Annotated in this window: 20 protein-coding genes and 1 pseudogene; 9 read left to right on the top strand and 12 right to left on the bottom strand. The window is 70.5% G+C overall.

Going from position 1 to position 18,244, the window contains the following annotated elements:
* Positions 1-99 precede the first annotated feature (99 nt).
* On the top strand, positions 100-393 hold the full coding sequence (locus CAP38_RS07890) for a hypothetical protein (RefSeq protein ID WP_086120665.1): 294 nt from the start codon (positions 100-102) through the stop codon (positions 391-393).
* Here the strand turns inward: CAP38_RS07890 and pgeF are convergent.
* Genes pgeF through CAP38_RS07875 form a run of 3 tightly spaced genes read right to left on the bottom strand, consistent with a single transcriptional unit; the run spans position 313 to position 2,882 of the window.
* Entirely contained in the window at positions 313-1,098 is a 786-nt protein-coding gene (gene pgeF, locus CAP38_RS07885; RefSeq protein ID WP_086120663.1) for a peptidoglycan editing factor PgeF, read from the bottom strand. The genes CAP38_RS07890 and pgeF overlap by 81 nt on opposite strands.
* Positions 1,098-1,739 (bottom strand): maleylacetoacetate isomerase, encoded by a 642-nt coding sequence (maiA, locus tag CAP38_RS07880; protein ID WP_086120661.1) that lies wholly within the window; start codon positions 1,737-1,739, stop codon positions 1,098-1,100. The genes pgeF and maiA overlap by 1 nt, the downstream gene beginning before the upstream one ends.
* A gap of 42 nt (positions 1,740-1,781) precedes the next feature.
* Positions 1,782-2,882, bottom strand: coding sequence for an alkene reductase (locus CAP38_RS07875; RefSeq protein ID WP_086120660.1), 1,101 nt, complete (start codon positions 2,880-2,882; stop codon positions 1,782-1,784).
* Positions 2,883-3,067: 185 nt separating this feature from the next.
* On the opposite strand from CAP38_RS07875, the gene CAP38_RS07870 reads away from it, so the two are divergent.
* The 5 genes from CAP38_RS07870 to CAP38_RS07850 are packed head-to-tail and all read left to right on the top strand — an operon-like array spanning position 3,068 to position 7,026.
* A complete protein-coding gene (locus CAP38_RS07870) occupies positions 3,068-3,391 on the top strand; it encodes a 2Fe-2S iron-sulfur cluster-binding protein (RefSeq protein WP_086120658.1) in 324 nt (107 codons plus the stop codon).
* A gap of 49 nt (positions 3,392-3,440) precedes the next feature.
* Positions 3,441-4,142 carry a fumarylacetoacetate hydrolase family protein gene (locus CAP38_RS07865; RefSeq protein ID WP_086120656.1) on the top strand — a complete coding sequence of 234 codons (702 nt, stop codon included), beginning with the start codon at positions 3,441-3,443 and terminating at the stop codon, positions 4,140-4,142.
* Between the two features lie 52 nt (positions 4,143-4,194).
* The gene (locus tag CAP38_RS07860) at positions 4,195-5,241 is read left to right on the top strand and encodes a TRAP transporter substrate-binding protein (protein ID WP_086120654.1); all 1,047 of its coding nucleotides are present in this window, start codon (positions 4,195-4,197) and stop codon (positions 5,239-5,241) included.
* A gap of 14 nt (positions 5,242-5,255) precedes the next feature.
* A complete protein-coding gene (locus CAP38_RS07855; RefSeq protein WP_086120652.1) occupies positions 5,256-5,810 on the top strand; it encodes an NUDIX hydrolase in 555 nt (184 codons plus the stop codon).
* Positions 5,811-5,814: 4 nt separating this feature from the next.
* Positions 5,815-7,026 (top strand): MFS transporter, encoded by a 1,212-nt coding sequence (locus CAP38_RS07850; protein WP_256924357.1) that lies wholly within the window; start codon positions 5,815-5,817, stop codon positions 7,024-7,026.
* On the opposite strand, the gene CAP38_RS07845 is transcribed toward CAP38_RS07850, so the two are convergent.
* Positions 6,995-7,288, bottom strand: coding sequence for an ATPase with chaperone activity (locus tag CAP38_RS07845; protein ID WP_086121102.1), 294 nt, complete (start codon positions 7,286-7,288; stop codon positions 6,995-6,997). The two genes, CAP38_RS07850 and CAP38_RS07845, sit on opposite strands and share 32 nt — an antisense overlap.
* A 67-nt stretch (positions 7,289-7,355) precedes the next feature.
* Between CAP38_RS07845 and CAP38_RS07840 the strand changes: the two genes are divergently transcribed.
* Positions 7,356-7,535, top strand: a complete 180-nt coding sequence (locus tag CAP38_RS07840) for a hypothetical protein (RefSeq protein ID WP_086120650.1) — start codon at positions 7,356-7,358, stop codon at positions 7,533-7,535.
* A 21-nt stretch (positions 7,536-7,556) separates the two neighbouring features.
* Here the strand turns inward: CAP38_RS07840 and CAP38_RS07835 are convergent, their stop codons facing one another.
* Genes CAP38_RS07835 through imuA form a run of 3 tightly spaced genes read right to left on the bottom strand, consistent with a single transcriptional unit; the run spans position 7,557 to position 12,750 of the window.
* Entirely contained in the window at positions 7,557-10,688 is a 3,132-nt protein-coding gene (locus CAP38_RS07835) for an error-prone DNA polymerase (RefSeq protein WP_086120648.1), read from the bottom strand.
* Positions 10,689-10,697: 9 nt separating this feature from the next.
* Positions 10,698-12,011, bottom strand: coding sequence for a hypothetical protein (locus CAP38_RS07830; protein ID WP_086120646.1), 1,314 nt, complete (start codon positions 12,009-12,011; stop codon positions 10,698-10,700).
* Positions 11,980-12,750 (bottom strand): translesion DNA synthesis-associated protein ImuA, encoded by a 771-nt coding sequence (gene imuA / locus CAP38_RS07825; RefSeq protein ID WP_086120644.1) that lies wholly within the window; start codon positions 12,748-12,750, stop codon positions 11,980-11,982. Before imuA ends, CAP38_RS07830 begins: the two co-directional genes overlap by 32 nt.
* Before the next feature lie 96 nt (positions 12,751-12,846).
* Between imuA and CAP38_RS07820 the strand changes: the two genes are divergently transcribed.
* Complete coding sequence (locus CAP38_RS07820) at positions 12,847-13,446, top strand: pyridoxamine 5'-phosphate oxidase family protein (RefSeq protein WP_086120642.1); 600 nt, start codon at positions 12,847-12,849, stop codon at positions 13,444-13,446.
* A gap of 15 nt (positions 13,447-13,461) precedes the next feature.
* Here CAP38_RS07820 and arsB read toward each other — a convergent pair whose 3' ends face one another.
* The 5 genes and pseudogenes from arsB to CAP38_RS07800 form a co-directional block, all read right to left on the bottom strand.
* Positions 13,462-14,496 carry an ACR3 family arsenite efflux transporter gene (gene arsB, locus CAP38_RS07815; protein ID WP_086120640.1) on the bottom strand — a complete coding sequence of 345 codons (1,035 nt, stop codon included), beginning with the start codon at positions 14,494-14,496 and terminating at the stop codon, positions 13,462-13,464.
* A gap of 4 nt (positions 14,497-14,500) precedes the next feature.
* The gene (locus CAP38_RS15490; RefSeq protein ID WP_256924388.1) at positions 14,501-15,001 is read right to left on the bottom strand and encodes an arsenate reductase ArsC; all 501 of its coding nucleotides are present in this window, start codon (positions 14,999-15,001) and stop codon (positions 14,501-14,503) included.
* Positions 15,002-15,112: 111 nt separating this feature from the next.
* Positions 15,113-15,340 (bottom strand): annotated as a pseudogene (locus CAP38_RS15485) (ArsR/SmtB family transcription factor); the annotation flags it as partial.
* Entirely contained in the window at positions 15,337-16,557 is a 1,221-nt protein-coding gene (arsJ, locus tag CAP38_RS07805; protein ID WP_143435779.1) for an organoarsenical effux MFS transporter ArsJ, read from the bottom strand. The pseudogene CAP38_RS15485 and the gene arsJ, both read right to left, overlap by 4 nt.
* A gap of 2 nt (positions 16,558-16,559) precedes the next feature.
* The gene (locus CAP38_RS07800; RefSeq protein WP_086120635.1) at positions 16,560-17,606 is read right to left on the bottom strand and encodes an ArsJ-associated glyceraldehyde-3-phosphate dehydrogenase; all 1,047 of its coding nucleotides are present in this window, start codon (positions 17,604-17,606) and stop codon (positions 16,560-16,562) included.
* 548 nt (positions 17,607-18,154) lie between these two features.
* Here CAP38_RS07800 and CAP38_RS15185 point away from each other — a divergent pair.
* Positions 18,155-18,244: transposase (locus CAP38_RS15185; protein ID WP_143435799.1), on the top strand; the 90-nt coding region annotated here is incomplete at its 3' end.

The following is an 18,244-nucleotide window of genomic DNA, read 5'->3' as shown; positions in this document are numbered from 1 at the left end:
CTCTGGGGCAGTTATACCCGGCCCTGCACCAGTATCGGCCGCGCGCCTTCCGCCCGGCTGACGCCATTCCGCCCCCGATGCCGGCCCCTGGAAGCAGCTGTGTACCTGGTCGTCATTGCGTGGATGTATGTGGTGCTGATGATGGCGGTGGCCGAGGCCACCAACACCACCGGCTCGGTGCTCGGGGCCATCATCACCTTCTTCCTGTACGGCGTGCTGCCCATGACCATCGTGGTGTACGTGATGCGCACACCCACGCGGCGCAAGGAGCGCAAGGCCCGGGAAGCGGCCGAACTGGCGGCGGCCCAGGCCTCAGCCGAACCAGATGCAGGCGGCCATGCGCCCGGTGCTGCCGAGGCGGGCAGCGTCGCGCCGGTGCGAGAAAAAGACTGATGCCTGCGTGACGGTGCACCACGCCGGTGTGCCGTCGTTGCCGTGCAGCTCGGCCACGCCGGCCTGCTGCAGCCGCAGGCGGGCCAGGGCCGGCAGATCAGCCCGCCATTTGCCGGGCCCGTGCGGGACGAAGCAGGCCCGCGCGGCGGGCGCTGACCCGAAGGCCTCCCGCACCTCGTCGCCCACCTCGAAGGCAGACGGACCGATGCACGGCCCCAGCCAGGCGCTGACGGCACCCGGGCCGGCAGCGTCGACCAGTGCCTGCACCGTGGCCTCCAGCACCCCGCCGGCCAGCCCACGCCAGCCGGCATGCGCGGCCGCCACCGCCCGGCCCGAAGCATGGGCCAACAGCACCGGCAGGCAGTCGGCCACCATGATGGTGCAGGCCACACCGGGCTCGGTGGTGAGGCAGGCATCGGCCTGGGCACCCTGGCTGGCCGCGACATGGGCCGCGTCGGCCTGCAGCCGCAGCACCCGGGTGCCGTGCACCTGCTGCAGGAACACCGGCCGGGCCGGCGCGGTCAGCCCGGCCAGCCGGGCGCGGTTGGTGGCCACATGCACCGGGTCGTCGCGCACATGGTCGCCCAGGTTGAAGCTGTCGTAGGGCGGTGCCGACACACCACCGGCCCGGGTGGTGCACAGGGCCCGCACGCCCGTGGGCAAACGCCAGTCGGGCGTGAGCACCTGGGGCATCAGCCCGGCCATCAGGCCTCGAAGTCGGGGCAGGCCTTGGGCTCGGCGGCCTGGAAGGCCGGGTGCGCCATGCAGTTGTCGAACACGCGCATGGTGTGGGTCAGGCCGTCGAAGCTGACGTTGAAGCGCTGGCCGTTGAAGATCTGCGGCACCAGCAGGCAGTCGGCCAGGGTGGGCGTGTCGCCGTGGCAGTAGCGGCCGGTCGGGCCGGCGGCCAGCTGCTTTTCGAAGGCTTCCAGACCGCTGCGCACCCAGTGGCGGTACCAGGTGTTCTTGGGCTCTTCGTCCACCTTCAGTTCGCGCACCAGGTACTTGAGCACCCGCAGGTTGTTGATGGGGTGGATTTCGCAGGCCACGATCTGCGACAGCGCCCGCACCCGGGCGCGGCCCAGCGCGTCGGACGGCAGCAGCGGCGGCTCGGGATGGGTCTCGTCGAGGTATTCGATGATGGCCATCGACTGGGTCAGGCGGGTGCCGTCGTCCAGCTCCAGCAGCGGCACCAGACCCTCGGCAGCGATGTCGGCATAGGCCGGCAGCTTGTGGTCGCCTCGCGCCAGGTGCACCGGCAGGTACTCGTAGGACAGGCCCTTGAGGGCCATGGCGATGCGGACCCGGAACGAGGCGGAAGAGCGGAAGTAGTTGTAGAGCTTCATGTGGCGGGGCGTGTGCGGTATGGGACGCCCCGGAGTATGCCTTCAGCCCAGCACGGGGTAGTCGGTGTAGCCCTGGGCGCCACCGCCGTAAAAGGTGTTGCGGTCCGGCTCGTTGAACGGACCGCCCACGCGCAGGCGCTGCACCAGGTCGGGGTTGCTGATGAAGGGGCGGCCGAAGGCCACCACGTCGGCACCGTCGGCCACGGCCTGATTCGCCAGGGCGAGGTCGTAGCCGTTGTTCACCATCCAGGCGGCTTTGCCGCCGGCGGCGCGGTAGGCGGCCTTGAGCGCGGCGTAGTCGAACGGGCGGTCGGCCAGTTCGCGCGGGCCGCCGGTGGCGCCTTCGATGACGTGCACATAGGCCAGGCCGTGCGGGGCCAGCTGCTGCACCACATGGGTGAACAGCGGCTGCGGATCGGCGTCGATGATGTCGTTGGCCGGCGTCACCGGCGAGAGGCGGATGCCGGTGCGGCCGCCGCCGATGGCGCCCACCACGGCCGCCACCACCTCCATCAGCAGGCGGGCGCGGTTCTCGATGCTGCCGCCGTAGGCGTCGGTGCGCTGGTTGCTGCCGGTCTTCAGGAACTGGTCGAGCAGGTAGCCGTTGGCGGCGTGGATCTCCACCCCGTCAAAGCCGGCCTCGATGGCGGCCAGGGCGGCACGGCGGTAGTCCTCCACGATGCCGGGCAGCTCGGCGATGTCCAGCGCGCGGGGCTCGGAGGTGTCCACGAAGACCGGGGCACCGTCCTTGAGCAGCACGGTCTTGGTGTGGGCACGGATGGCCGAGGGCGCCACCGGTGCACCCTGACCCGGCTGCAGTTCGGTGTGCGAGACGCGGCCCACATGCCACAGCTGGGTGACGATGCGGCCACCGGCCTGGTGCACGGCGGCGGTCACGCCCTTCCAGCCGGCGATCTGTTCGGGTGCGTACAGGCCGGGCACGTCGGCATAGCCCTGGCCCTGGTGGCTGATGGCGGTGGCTTCGGTGATCAGCAGGCCGGCGGTGGCGCGCTGGGCGTAGTAGGTGGCCATGAGCGGGGTGGGCACGGCGTTCGGGGCGCGGTTGCGGGTCAGCGGCGCCATGGCGATGCGGTTGGACAGGGCAATGTCGCCCACGGTGATCGGATCGAACAGGGTGGTCATGGATTTCCTTGATGACAAAAGCAAAGGCGACCCCTCGGTCGCCAGCGAAGGACATTGTGGTCAGCCGGGCCGCCCCGGGGCGGCCGCCTCGGTGAAAGCCCTGTTTCCCCCAAGGACGAAAACTGCAGCGGTTGACGCCACAATGCCGAGGCTTTCCACCCCGCACCCACGTTCACCGGCCGCCCATGATCCGACTCCTGATGCACAGCTTCGACGGCACGCCCCACCCGCTGCAGGGCAACGAGGGCCAGAGCGTGCTGGACGTGGCGGTGCAGGCCGGCGTGGCCGGCATCGATGGCGACTGCGGTGGCCAGCTCACCTGCGCCACCTGCCATGTGATCGTCGACCCCGAATGGCGCGATCGCCTGCCGCCCCCGGTGGCGGACGAGACCGACATGCTCGATTTCGCGGCCACACCGGCCGGCCCGGGCAGCCGGCTGGCCTGCCAGCTGCGGCTGTCGATGGCGCTGGACGGCCTCTCGCTGCGGCTTCCACGTAGCCAGTACTGAGGTGCCCGCATGGCACACTGACCCGGCCTTCAACCCACCCCTGCCCACCATGAGCGAGACATACACCTTCACCCCACCTGCCGTCGTCAGCGTGCCCGTCGTGGGCAGCCCTGCCCGGTTCCCGGTCCACCGCGTCTACTGCGTGGGTCGCAACTACGAGGACCATGCCAAGGAGATGGGCCACAGCGGCCGCGAGCCGCCGTTCTTCTTCCTCAAGCCGGCCGACACCGTGGTGGTGGCCGAGGCCGGCCAGACCGCGACCATCCCCTACCCCGACCTGACCAGCAACTTCCACCACGAGATCGAGCTGGTGGTGGCCATCGGCAAGGGCGGTCGCAACATCGCCGCCGCCGACGCCTTTGAGCACATCTTCGGCTACGCCACCGGTCTGGACATGACCCGGCGCGACCTGCAGTCCGACATGAAGAAGACCGGCAAGCCCTGGTGCATCGGCAAGGCCTTCGACCATGCATCGCCCATCGGCCCCATCACCCCGGCCGCACAGGCCGGCGACATCACGCAGGCCGCCATCTGGCTGCAGGTCAATGGCAGCGACCGCCAACGCAGCAACGTGGCCAAGCTGATCTGGAACATCGCCGAGACCATCGAGCAGCTCAGCAAAGGCTGGGAGCTGCAGCCCGGCGACCTGATCTACACCGGCACGCCCGAAGGCGTGAACGCGGTGGTGCGGGGCGACGTGCTGCACGGCCATGTGGACGGCCTGACCGACATCCGCTTCCAGGTGGTCTGAACCACCCTGCCCCGCCGACCCCCGTCTTTCAACCACCCACGGAGACAACACCATGATCCAGCGCCGAACCCTGTTGAAGTCGACCGCCGCCGCGGCCCTGGGCGCCCCCGCCCTGGGCGCCCTGGCCCAGTCCGGCGTGACCCTGAAGTTCCACACCTTCATGGCGCCGCAGTCCAACGTCTGGCTCAACATGCACAAGGCCTGGATGGACAAGGTGGAGAAGGAGTCGGGCGGGCGCATCCGCTTCGAAGGCTATCCGGCCATGCAGCTCGGCGGTTCGCCGGCCCAGCTGTTCGATCAGGCGCGCGACGGCGTGGTCGACATCGTCTGGACGCTGCCGGGCAACACACCGGGCCGCTTCCCGCGCACCGAGGTGTTCGAGCTGCCGTTCATGATGAACAACGCCGAAGCGACCTCAAAGGCCTTCTGGGAATACATCACCACGATGGCGCCGGACGAGTACAAGGACGTGCACCCGCTGGCCCTGCAGGTGCACGGCCCGGGCATGTTCCACATGCGCAGCAAGCAGATCTTCCGGGTCGATGACCTGCGCGGCTCCAAGGTGCGCGGCCCGACCCGCCAGATCACCAAGATGCTGGGCTACCTGGGCGCCACGCCGGTGGGCATGCCGCTGCCGCAGATTCCGGACGCGCTGTCCAAGGGCGTGATCGACGGCTGCGCCATCCCCTGGGAGGTGGTGCCCGCGGTCAAGGTGCACGAACTGGCCAAGTTCCACAGCGAGTTCGAGCCGGCCGGCGGCGCGCTCTACACCACCACCTTCGTCATGGCCATGAACAAGGCGAAGTACGCCAGTCTGCCGCCCGACCTCAAGGCCGTGATCGACCGCAACACCGGCATGGAGACCTCGGCCTGGCTGGGCAAGGTGCAGCAGGCCGGCGACGTGCCGGGCCGCGAGGCCGCCGTGCGCCAGGGCAACAGCATCCACACCATCCCGGCGGCCGAGGCGCAGGAGTTCAAGCGCAAGGCCCGTCTGGTGGAAGTGGAGTGGGTGCAGGACATGGACAAGCGCGGCTACAACGGACGCCAGCTGCTGGACACCGCCCGCGCCCTGATCGCCAAACACGGCCGCAAGGCCTGAGGAAGCCCCCACCGATGCTGCGCACCCCTGCCCGCTTCTGCCGCGACTGCGGCACCGCCGTCCAGCTGCGACTGCCCGACGACGGCGACACCCGCCAGCGGGCCGTCTGCCCGGCCTGCGGGCTGGTGCACTACGACAACCCGCTCAATGTGGTGGGCACGGTGCCGGTGTGGGGCGACAGCGGGCAGTTCGTGCTGCTGTGCAAGCGCAACATCGAGCCCCGGCGCGGCAAGTGGACGCTGCCGGCCGGCTTCATGGAACTGGGCGAGACCACGGCCGAGGGTGCGGCGCGCGAGACCGACGAGGAGGCCGGTGCCCAGATCGAGATGGGCGAGCTGTTCACCCTCATGAACGTGCCGCGCGTGGGGCAGGTGCACCTGTACTACCGCGCCCGGCTGCTGAGCGACCGCTTCAACCCCGGTCACGAAACCCAGGAGGCCCGGCTGTTCACCGAGGCCGAGATCCCCTGGGACGAGATCGCCTTCCGCACGGTGAAGGAAACGCTGGAGCACTACTTTGCCGACCGCAAGGCCGGCCGCTTCGGCATCCACACGATGGACATCACCTGAGACCGTGACGGCCCGGCCCGCCTCATCCACCGGGCTGGTGCTGCGCCTGGGCACGGCCCAGACCCTGGCCTGGGGCTCGACCTATTACCTGCCGGCCCTGCTGGCCCAGCCCATGGCACGCGAACTGGGCCTGCCGGTCACCCAGGCCTGGGCGGCCTTCAGCGCGGCGCTGCTGCTGTCGGCGTTGCTGGGGCCGGCGGCGGGCCGTGCGATCGACCGGCACGGTGGCCGGGGGGTGCTGGCCATCACCAGCCTGGTCTTCGCACTCGGGCTGGCGGCGCTGTCGCAGGCGCAGGGGCTGGTGTCGATGCTGCTGGCCTGGCTGCTGATCGGCGTGGCCATGGGCTGCGGCCTGTACGAAGCCGCCTTTGCCACCCTGGTGCGGCTGCAGGGCCAGGGCGCGCGCAACGCCATCACCGGCATCACGCTGCTCGGCGGCTTTGCCAGCACCGTGGGCTGGCCGCTGACCGGCTGGATGGAGGCCGAATGGGGCTGGCGCGGCGCCTGCCTGGGCTGGGCCGGCCTGCACCTGCTGCTGGGCCTGCCGCTGAACCTGTGGCTGCCCCGGGCCGGCCCGGCATCGGTCACCTGGCAGGAGGCGCAGGCGGCGGATGCGACCACCCCGGACATCTCGGCCGACGCCACCCCGCCCCCCGCCCCAGCCCGCCATGTGGCCTGGGCGCTGTCCTATGTGTTCGCCGCCACCTGGTTCATCAGCACCGCCATGGCGGCCCACCTGCCGCAGCTGCTGGTGGCCAGCGGCATGGGGCTGGCCGGGGCGGTGGCCATCGGGGCGCTGGTGGGGCCGGCCCAGGTGGCCGGGCGGCTGCTCGAATTCGGCTGGTTGCGCCGGCTGCACCCGCTGCTCTCGGCGCGCTGCGCGGCCGCCGCCCACCCGCTGGGCGCCCTGGCCTGGCTGCTGGCCGGGCCGGTGGCGGCACCGGCCTTTGCGGTGCTGCATGGGGCGGGCAACGGCATCCTGACCATTGCCAAGGGCACGCTGCCGCTGGTGTTCTTCGGCCCGCAGGGCTACGGGCTGCGGCAGGGCTGGATCATGGCGCCGTCGCGGGTGGCGCAGGCGTTTGCACCGCTGGCCTTCGGCGCGCTGATCGAGGGTTTCGGAACCGGGGCGCTGGTGTTCTCGGCGCTGCTGTCGGCTTCCGCCCTGGGCACGCTGCTGTGGCTCAGGGCCCCAGCAGTTCGGCCAGGCGGGTGATCACCCAGCCGGCCTCGGCCTCGCTCACCACCGCGCCATCGCCTTGCAGGCCCTGGGCCACGCGCTGCAGCACGTCGGCCTGGGTGATGCCCAGGCTGAATTCGAGGGTGCGGGCAGTGTCCACCAGCATCTGGGCCATGTCTTCGCACAGCTCGTAGCGCTGGGTCAGCTCGGTGCGCGGCAGGGTGGGCTTGATGCGCCCGGGCGGCACATACAGGGCCACGAAGGACGGCGGGATCTCGATCTGGGATTCGTCGGACATCGTCCGACTGTATTGCAGGCCCATGCGGGCTGCGGCAGCATGGGCCATTCCTGAAGGAGCGGTGCACATGGCGATCTGGTTCGAGCTGGGCATTTTTGTGGTGGTGCTGGTCTTTGGCCTGTGGCAGATCAACGATGTGAAGAAGGCGCGCCGGGCCACGCAGAGCCGGCGCGAGGCCGAGGCCCGGCTGGCAGCCCAGCGCGAAGCGGCTGCATCGAACGACACGCCCCCGATCCCGCCAGCCTGACCACGTCCTTGCGGAACGCCTTCAGCGGAAGTCGCGGCTGCCCACGGTCAGCGACCCCAGCAGCGGCGTGAGGTCTTCCAGGTGGCCGGCGATCAGGCTGCACACCTCGCCCTCGCGCTGCCACACCCCGTACACCGCCAGCAGGCGCGACTGCATCAGCACCCGCCGGTAACGCTCGCGCAGGCTGCGCCAGACGATGGCCTGCACCACGCCGGTCTCGTCCTCCAGGCTCACGAACATCACGCCGCCGGCGGTCTCGGGCTGCTGGCGCAGCGTGACCAGACCGGCGTGTCGCACCAGGCGGCGGTCCGGCGCTGTGGCCAGTTCGGCCGCGGTGGACAGGCGCCGCGCCCGCAGCGGGTCCCGCAGCAGGGCCAGCGGGTGACGCCGCAGGCTCAGGCCGGTGGCGCGGTGGTCCCAGACGATGGCTTCGCCCTCGGGCGCGGCCGGCAGTTCCACCGCCGGCTCGGCAATGGGGGCGGCCTGCAGCAGGGCCGGCGGGGCATGGCGCGCCACCGCGTCCCACATCTGCTGGCGGCGGTGGCCGCTGAGGCTGGCCAGGGCGTCGGCGGCGGCCAGCAGGGTGAGCTCGTGCGAGCCCAGGCCAGCGCGCTGGCCGAGGTCGGCCACATCCCGCCAGGGCGCGCGGGCCCGGGCCTGCACCAGACGCTGCGCCACCGCCTGCCCCAGACCACCGACCAGCCGCAGGCCCAGGCGCACGGCCGGCGGTGCACCGGGTGCGGCACCCGGGCGGTCGTGCAGGGTGCAGTCCCAGTCGCTGTGGCTCACATCCACCGGCAGCACCTCCACGCCGTGGCGCTGCGCGTCGGCCACCAGCTGGCGCGGGGTGTAGAAGCCCAGCGGCTGGCTGTTGATCATGGCGGCCAGGAACTCCGCCGGGTGGTGGCACTTGACCCAGCTGCTGGCATACACCAGCAGGGCAAAGCTGGCGGCATGGCTTTCCGGGAAGCCGTAGCTGGAAAAACCCTTGACCTGCTCGACCACCGCATCGGCAAAGGCCGGGGTGTAGCCGTGGGCCAGCAGGCCATCCACCAGCCGCTGGCCATAGTGGCCCAGGCCGCCACGCCGCTTCCAGGCGCCCATGGCGCGGCGCAGGCCGTCGGCCTCGCCGGGGGTGAAGCCCGCAGCCAGGATGGCGATCTGCATGCACTGCTCCTGGAACACCGGCACACCCAGGGTGCGGCCCAGGGCCTGCTCCAGCGCCGGGCTGGGGTAGCTCACCGGGGCCTTGCCCTGGCGCCGGTCGAGGTAGGGGTGCACCGCACCGCCCTGGATCGGGCCGGGGCGCACCAGCGCGATCTCGATCACCAGGTCATAGAAGCAGCGCGGCCGCAGGCGCGGCAGCATGGCCATCTGGGCCCGGCTCTCGATCTGGAACACGCCCACGGTGTCGGCGGCGCACACCATGTCGTAGGTGGCCGGGTCTTCGGCCGGTATGTCCTGCAGCGCCATCGGCCGACCGCGCCGCTGGCCGATGAGGTCGAGCGACTTGCGCAGCGCGGTCAGCATGCCCAGGGCCAGCACGTCCACCTTGAGCAGGCCCATGGCGTCCAGGTCGTCCTTGTCCCATTCGATGACGGTGCGTCCGGCCATGCGGGCGTTCTGCACCGGCACCAGATCGGTCAATGGCCCGCGCGTGAGCACGAAGCCGCCGGTGTGCTGCGACAGGTGGCGCGGCAGGCCCACCAGCTGGCTGGCCAGCTCCAGCAGCAGGGTCACCTGGCGGTCGTCGGGGTCGAGTCCGGCCTCCTGCAGGCGTTCGGGCGGCACTTGGGCGCCGTCCCACCAGCCCAGGCTGCGGGTGAGCCGGGCCAGCGCATCGGCCTCGATGCCCAGGGCCTGCCCCACGTCGCGCAGGGCGCTGCGCGGCCGGTAGCAGATGACGGCCGCCGTGAGCGCAGCCCGCTCGCGGCCGTAACGGCGGTAGAGGTACTGGATGACCTCCTCGCGGCGTTCGTGCTCGAAATCCACGTCGATGTCGGGCGGCTCGTTGCGCTCTTTCGAGATGAAGCGCTCGAACAGCACCGACAGCCGCGCCGGGTCGACCTCGGTGATGCCCAGGCAGAAGCAGACCACGCTGTTGGCCGCCGAGCCCCGCCCCTGGCACAGGATGCCCTGGCTGCGCGCGAAGGCCACGATGTCGTGGACGGTGAGGAAGTAGTGCTCGTAGCGCAGTTCGCCGATCAGGCCCAGCTCGTGTTCGATCTGCCGCTGCACCGCCGGCGGCGTGCCCTGCGGCCAGCGCCAGCGCGCGCCCTGCGCCACCAGCTGCCGCAGCCAGCTCGCCGGGGTGTGGCCGGCGGGCACCACCTCGTCGGGGTACTGGTAGCGCAGCTCGTCGAGCGAGAAGCTGCAGCGCGCCGCCACGTCCAGCGTGGCGGCCAGCAGGTCGGGCGGGAAACAGCGGCCCAGCACCAGGCGCGAGCGCAGGTGCCGCTCGGCATTGGGCTGCAGGGCCAGGCCGCAGTCGCGCAGCGGCCGGCCCAGCCGGGTGGCGGTCATGACGTCGTGCAGCGGCTTGCGCGAGCGCAGGTGCATCTGCACGTCGCCCACCGCCACCAGCGGCACCGCCGTGAGGGCGCTGCTCTGGCGCAGGCGGTGCAGCCAGAGCTCGTCGTCCAGCGCACGGCGCTGCTCCACGCCCAGCCAGCAGCGCCCCACCAAGCGTTGCAGCAGCCAGCCGGCCAGCGCATCGAGCTGCGGCTGCGTGCTCTCGCGCGCCGGCACGGCGATCACCACGCAGCCATCGAGCGCGCCCTGGCGCACGGCGGCATCCAGCCCGGCAGCGTCCAGCCGGTAGCTGCCCTTGGGCGCGCTGCGGCGCAAGCCGGTGATGAAGCGGCACAGGTGGCTGTAGCCGGCGGCATCACAGGCCAGCACCACCAGGGTGAAGGCGGCGGCGCCACCGTCCACCCGGAACTGGCTGCCCACCAGCAGTTTCAGGCCGCATTCGCGCGCGGCCACATGGGCGCGCACGATGCCGGCCAGCGAGCATTCGTCGGTCAGGGCCAGGGCGCTGTAGCCCAGGGCATGGGCGCGCTGCACCAGCGCGTCCGGCGGGCTGGCACCACGCAGGAAGCTGAAGGCACTCAGGCACATGAGCTCGGCATAGGCCGGCAACGGAGCACTCATGCCGGGGCCTCAGGCGAAATGGCCGTGCAGGTACCAGGCCGGTTCCTGCTGCTGCGCCGCCGGCCGGGTGCAGAACACCCACAGCAGGCCGGCGCGCGGCGAATGGGCCACCCAGTAGTCGCGGGCCAGGGGCATGGGGTCGCGATCGGCCCCGTCCCACCAGCCGCCCTCCAGGCGCTGCGGCCCCACCAGCAGCTGCAGCTCGCCGTGGTAGTGCGGCCGGTGGCCCCGCACCGGCAGCCGCAGCGGCTGCGGGCGCAGGAAGCCGGGTTGCGGGCCGACAGCCGGCACCCGGGCACATGCCGTGCGGCGTGCGTTCAGGTCGATGGTCTCGGTGGCCGGCTGCCAGCGCACCATGGCCTCGGGCCGGTGGTCTTCGCACGGCACCGGGCGCAGCACGCGCTGCGGCCCCAGGCGGGCGGCCAGGCGCTCCAGCACCGGCATCAGGCCTTCGGCCTGGGCGGCGGCGGGGTCGGCCCACCAGTCGGTGGCCTGCGGCAGCCAGGCTTGCACTTCCAGGGCGTCGAGCACCAGTTCGCCCACCGGGGCCTGCAGGGTCACATGGGCCAGGTGCTCGGTCAGCAGGCGCTGCAGGTGGTCGATGTCGCGCGTGGGCGTGGCGGTGCGCCACACCAGCTCGCCGCCCGGGCCGGCATCGCGCGGGCGCAGGCCGTCGTGCAGCCAGCGCAACCGGCAGGCCCGCACGCCGGCCTGCCGCGCGGTCAGCCAGCCCTGCAGCGGCAGCAGCAGGCGCCGGGCACCGTCCACCAGGGCTTCGGCCTGCTCCAGGCGCCAGGGCAGCTCCAGCCGGGCCTCGAAACGATCGGGCACCGTCACCCAGGCATGCACCGAGGGGCGCAGGCCATAGGCCTGGTCCAGACCTTCGAGCAGCGCAGCCCCGAAGCGGCGGGCCACCGCGCCGCGCGGGCGCCGGCGCAGGTCGCCCAGGGTGTGGCAGCCGGTCTGGGCCAGCACGGCGGCATGGGGCACGGCGGCGTCCAGCACGGTCAGCGGCAGCGGGTCGAGCGCGTCGCAGCCGACATCCGGGCCGCCCGGCAGGCTGGCACGCGCCAGTGCCAGCGCCGCCAGGGCCTGCGGCGCCCAGGCCGGCGGTGCCAGGCCCAGTTCGCGGCCCTGCACCGCCACCCGCGCCCGCAGCGCCGGCCAGCCGCCGAACAGGCGCAGGCTGCCGTGCACTTCCATGAGCACGGCATCGCCCTGGCAGGTCACCCGGGGCGTGAAGCTCAACGCCCAGTGGGTGAGGGCCTGCGGCCAGGGCCGGGGCCGCGCATCAGGCGGCGGGAGCCAGGCGGCCCAGAGCATGGTTCACCTCGTTGGCGGCCGGCTGCTCCGGCACCAGGGCCGGCAGCGGCAGTGCTTCGACCGGATGCAACAGCCCGTCCGGCCAGGCCTGCCCCAGACGCTGCTGGCGTGGCGACAGCACGGCCGACAACCCGCCCGGCACCGAGGGCAGGTTGAGCGGCTGCAGCAGCGGCGGCCCGCGCCGCTTGAGCAGATCGACCTGCAAGCTCCAGCCACTGGCCGAAGCCAGCCGCAGGCGCAGCGGCGCCGGGGACGACACCGCCGCCGCCGACCACGGCCGGCAGACGAACACCGGCCGGCCAGCGCCGGCCGAGAGCACCTGCAGGCGGCGCAAGGCCCCCGGGGGCACGCGGTCCAGCCACAGCAGCACGGCGGCGGCCCGGCCCCGCACCAGCTGCTCGGCCGCCCACAGCCGTTCGCGCACCGCATCGGCCTGCACCCAGACCAGGCGCGACGGCACCAGCCCGCTGCTCCACCAGCCGGGCGGATGCGGGGGCTCGGGCGACCCCACCAGCGCCACCGGCGCATCGGCACGGACCAGGGCCGGCATCAGCAGACGGGCTTCGAGCGTGCCGGGGCATTCGCACAGCAGCTCGGTCAGGCCTTCGGCGGGCCAGCCGCCGCCGGGCAGTTCGGCGTCCAGCGCCGGCCAGCCGGTCGGCCACACCGGGGCGGCCGGACGCTCCAGGCGGTCGGCCCGCCAGACCGTGGCCCCGCTCTCCAGAGACACAAGTTCCATGATCAAATCATCACCAAATACTGTTTATATATACAGTACACAAACGTGATTGACCTGTCCAGAAACGATTCCATACCCCCCGCTCTACCATCGGGCATGACCCGTCCCCACCCCACCGACCGCATCACCCCGGCCGAACTGCCGGCCCGCGTCTGGCAGGAACTGCAGCGCGCCACCGTCGACCGGCACCATGAATGGCGCACCCCGGTGCTGGCCAGCGTGGACGACGACGGCCTGCCCCAGGCCCGCACGGTGGTGCTGCGCCGGGCCGATGCCGACACCCGCACCCTCACCTGCTTCACCGATGCGCGCAGCCCCAAATGCGGCGATCTGCAGGCCCGTCCGCAGGCCGCCCTGGTGTTCTGGAGCCAGCGCCTGGGCTGGCAGCTGCGCGTCACGGCGCAGGCCACCATCGACACCACCGGCCCGGCCGTGCAGGCAGCCTGGGAGCGCGTGCGCCAGTCGGCGGCTGCCAGCGACTACCTCATGCCCCGGGCACCGGGCGCACCGCTGGACCCCGACGGCTCCCCGGCCCCGACCGGCACGTCCGACCGGCACCACCTGGCCATCGTGCACCTGCAGGTCACCCGCATCGACTGGCTGGAACTGCACCGCGACGGTCACCGGCGCGGGCGGTGGGACGGCAGCAGCACCGAGCGGCCGGAGCCGGCGGGCTGGGTGTGGCTGACGCCCTGAGAGCGGAAGGCCGACTCAGGGCGGCGTCGGAAAGGCGGGGGTTGAGCCCGGCCGCCGGGCATTGATCAAGGCCACCAGCGAGAGCATCACCGGCACTTCGACCAGCACGCCGACCACCGTGGCCAGCGCGGCACCGGAATTCAGCCCGAACAGCGAGATGGCCACCGCCACCGCGAGTTCGAAGAAGTTGGAGGTGCCGATCAGGCAGGCCGGTCCGGCCACCTCGTGCGGCAGCTTCAGCCAGCGGGCCCCCCACCAGCCGATGAAGAAGATGCCGTAGGACTGCAGGATCAGCGGCACGGCAATCAGGGCGATCACGCCGGGCTGCCGCACGATGGTCTGCGCCTGAAAGCCGAACAGCAGCACCACCGTGGCGATCAGCCCGATCACGGACCAGGGCTTGAGCGCCGCCACGAAGGCAGGCAGTGCAGCGGCCGAACGTTTGAGCAGCAGATGCCGGGTGAACATGCCGGCCAGCAGCGGCAGCACCACATAGAGCACCGTGGCCAGCAGCAGGGTTTCCCAGGGCACGGTGACGTCGGTCACGCCCAGCAGGAAGGCGGCGATGGGCGCAAAGGCCACCACCATGATCAGGTCGTTCACCGAGACCTGCACCAGCGTGTAGTTCGCATCGCCCCTGACCAGCTGGCTCCAGACGAACACCATCGCGGTGCAGGGGGCCACGCCCAGCAGGATCATGCCGGCGATGTATTCGCTGGCCGACTGCGGATCGACCCAGGGCGCAAACAGGTACTGGAAGAAGAGCACGCCCAGACCGGCCATGGTGAAGGGCTTGATCAGCCAGTTCACCACCAGGGTCAGGGCCAGGCCCTGCGGCCGCCGGCCCACCTGCCGGATGGCGCCCCAGTCGACCTGGATCATCATCGGGTAGATCATCACCCAGATGAACACCGCGACCACCAGGTTCACCTGTGCGAACTCCATGGCCGCCACGGCCTGAAACACGCCCGGCAGCCACAGGCCCAGCACGACACCGGCGCCGATGCCCAGCGCCACCCAGACCGTCAGAAAGCGTTCGAACAGTCCCATCGGGTCAGGCCGTCTGCCGGGCGATGCTGTTCAGCTCGGACTGCAGCGAGAGACGGTCCAGCTTGTCGATGGGCAGGTTCACCAGCAGGCCGACCCGGGTCCGCAGGGTCATGAAGGCATCGGTGAAGGCCTTCTGCTGCTGGACCTCGGAACCACCAACCTCGGCCGGATCGGCCACACCCCAGTGCGCCGACATCGGCTGCCCCGGCCAGACCGGGCACACCTCGCCGGCGGCCTTGTCGCAGACCGTGAGCACGAAGTCCATGACGGGGGCGTCCGGTGCGGCGAATTCATCCCAGTTCTTGCTGCGCAGGCCCTCGATCCGGAAGCGGTTGCGCTCCAGCAGTTCCAGGGTGCGCGGGTTGACGGCGCCGGCCGGGTGGCTGCCGGCGCTGTAGCCCCGGAAACGCCCGGCCCCGATCTGGTTGAGGATGGCCTCGGCCATGATGCTGCGGGCAGAGTTGCCGGTGCACAGGAAAAGGACGTTGTAGACGCGAGGGTTCATGTCGGCTCCTGGGGTGCAAGATGGGTGGGAAGCTGGAAACGAGGGCAGGCAGGACTGGCCCTGGCAACATTCGGCCGTGAGGAAGGTCAGCAGGCCGTCCATGGCGGCGAATTCGGCGCGGTAGATGATGTGGCGGCCGTCCCGCTCGGTGCTCACCAGACCGGCGTGGCTGAGCTCCTTGAGATGGAACGACAAGGCGGTGGGCGAGACGGCCAGCCGCTCGGCCATGTGACCCGGGGTGAGCCCGCCCTGCCCGGCCACCACCAGCAGCCGGAACAGCTTCAGGCGCGTTTCCTGGGCCAGCGCACCCAGTGCACGGACGGCATCGGCTTCGTTCATGCGGCCTCCTCGGGCAGCTTCAGGGTGATCAGCCAGCAGGCCAGCAGCATGGCGGCCGACCCCAGCAGGGCGTACAGCAGGCCGCCCCACTGGTAGAGCAGGCCGGACATCAGCGTGCCGAAGAAGCGGCCCAGGGCGTTGGCCGCGTAGTAGAAGCCCACGTCTTCCGCCGCCTTCTCGCTGCCGGCATAGGCCAGCACCAGGTAGGAGTGCACCGAGGAATTCACCGCAAAGGCCACGCCGAACAGGCTGAGCCCGACCACCACCACCCACTCCAGGTGCGGCACCTGCATCAGCACCGCCACGGCCAGGCCCACCGGCACCAGGGCCAGCAGGGCCGACCACAGGCGGGCGGCCGGCACCTCGGCGCTCAGGCCGTCGGCGCTGCGGCGCACGATCTGCGGCGCCAGCGCCTGTACCAGGCCGTAGCCGATGGTCCAGGCCGCCAGGAACCCGCCCACCATGGTGAAGGTCCAGCCCTGCGAGTACAGGAACACCGGCACCCCGACCACGAACCACACGTCGCGCGCACCGAACAGCACCACGCGCGCTGCGGCCAGGCCATTGATGCCCGCGTTCTTGGCGAACAGTTCCCTGGCGGACTTCGAGGCCTTGCTCTTGCCCATGAGCGTGGGCAGCGAAGTCACCACCCCCAGCAGCACCAGCGCCAGCAGGCCGGCCATCAGCCACAAGGACCCCTGAAACCCCAGCGTCTGCAGCAGCAGGCCACCCAGGAAGAAGCCCACACCCTTCATGGCGTTCTTGCTGCCGGTGAACCAGGCCACCCACTTGAACAGCTGACCGTTGTCCTGCTCTTTCGCGGCCGCCTGCGTCACCTTGATGGCCGACTTGCTGGCGGTCTTGGTCAGGTCCTTGGCCACACCACAGACACCCTGCGACAACACCACCCAGGCCACCGAGAGCGTGGCGGTCCAGCCCGGGTCCAGCATGGACAGTAAGCCGAAGCCCAGGATCTGCGTGCTCAGGCCCACCGTCAGCATGCGGGTGATGCCGTAGCGCGTGGCCAGCCAGCCCCCGATCAGGTTGGCCAGCACGCCGGCCGCCTCGTACAGCAGGAACAGGAAGGCCAGCGTGAACGGCGAATAGCCCAGCTGGTAGAAGTGCAGCAGCACCAGCATGCGCAGCGCGCCGTCGGTGAGGGTGAACCCCCAGTACGCGGCGGTGACGATGGCGTAGTTGCGCGCTGCGTTCTGCATGATCAGAGGCCCGCCTGTTCCATGTGGCAGGCCAGGTCAACCATGCGGCAGGCGTAGCCCATCTCGTTGTCGTACCAGGCATAGACCTTGAGCATGGTGCCGTCGGTGACCAGGGTGGACAGCGCATCGACGATGGAGCTGCGGGTGTCGCGGGCGTAATCGGCGCTCACCAGCGGGCGCTCCTCAAAACCCAGGATGCCGGCGAGATCGGACTCTGCCGCCGCCTTGAACAGCGCGTTCACCTCCTCGGCGGTGGTCTGGCGTTCCAGCTCGAACACGCAGTCGGTCAGCGAGGCGTTGAGCACCGGTGCCCGCACCGCATGGCCGTTGAGCTTGCCCTTGAGCTCCGGGTAGATGAGTGCGATGGCGGTGGCGCTGCCGGTGGTGGTGGGCGCCAGGCTGGCCATGGCGCTGCGGGCGCGGCGCAGGTCCTTGTGCGGGGCATCCACCACCACATTGGTGTTGGTCGGGTCGTGGATGGTGGTGATCTGGCCGTGCCGGATGCCGATCTGCTCGTGCACCACCTTCACCACCGGGGCCAGGCAGTTGGTGGTGCAGCTGGCGGCCGTGACGATGCGGTGCTGCGCCGGGTCGTACTGCGTGTGGTTCACGCCCACGACGATGTTGAGCACGCCCCCCACCTTCACCGGCGCCGCCACGATGACCCGCTTGGCACCCCGGTCCAGGTGACCCTGGATCGTCTCGGGCGTGAGGAACTTGCCGGTGCACTCCAGCACCAGGTCCACGCCCAGATCCCCCCAGGGGATGTCGGCCGGGCGGGCGTGTTCGCTGAAGGCGATGCGCCGGTCATCGATGCGTATGGCGTCCGTGCCCTCGGCCGCGATGTCGGCCCGCCAGCGGCCCTGCACCGTGTCGAAGGTCAGCAGGTGCGCGGTGGCGGCAGCGCCGCCCTTGATCTCGTTGACCGCCACCACGTCCAGCCGGTTGCCGGCCCGAGGATCGTCCAGCGGCCGCTCCGCCGCCCCCATGGCCGCCCGCAGCGCCAGCCGCCCGATCCGCCCCATGCCGTTGATGCCGATGCGTGTCATGAATGCTCCAACAATTCAATGAATGCTGAATTATTCCAGAGCCGTGTGACGTCCGGATGACGGCGGCAGACACCATGAAAAAGCCCGCTGCTCTTTCGAACAGCGGGCTTTTGAATAAATGGCGTGGCGGGATTCCAAGGAATCTTCTAAAACATTGATTTAAAACATCGTTGCACGTTGAATGTTGTTTTTGTTCCCCGATTTGTTCCCCGGTATTGGCTGCGCTACCTCCTGCAAGATGCCTGCCTGGCGACCGATACCACCAAGCAAAAATCCTAGTAACGTCAGCATTACCTCCACACGCTCACAGAGTCCCTCGATAGTTTGCTGATTTGAAGTTCTTTGGAGCAGTGACTTTTCCTCTGTATGAGGAATCCGGTGCGCGCTCCTCAGCCGCGGAAGGTGTCAAACTTTGGCCACTGGGCCCCGACAGCACCAGGTTATGTAGAGAGTGGCTGTGGAAGTACCGTCAAAAATACCGTCGATGAAGCCCCCTCGAAAACCTGAACCACTCGGAGGTAGAGAATTCCCCCAGACGGAGTCTCTACATGAAGAAGTCCAGATTCAGTGAAGCGCAGATAGTCGGCATCCTCAAGGAGGTCGAGTTGGGTGCGAAGGTCGGCGAGACGTGCAGGAAG

The sequence above is a fragment of the Hydrogenophaga sp. IBVHS2 genome (assembly GCF_002127215.1).
Taxonomy (GTDB): domain Bacteria; phylum Pseudomonadota; class Gammaproteobacteria; order Burkholderiales; family Burkholderiaceae_C; genus Hydrogenophaga.
This window is presented reverse-complemented; position numbering and strand designations above follow the sequence as displayed.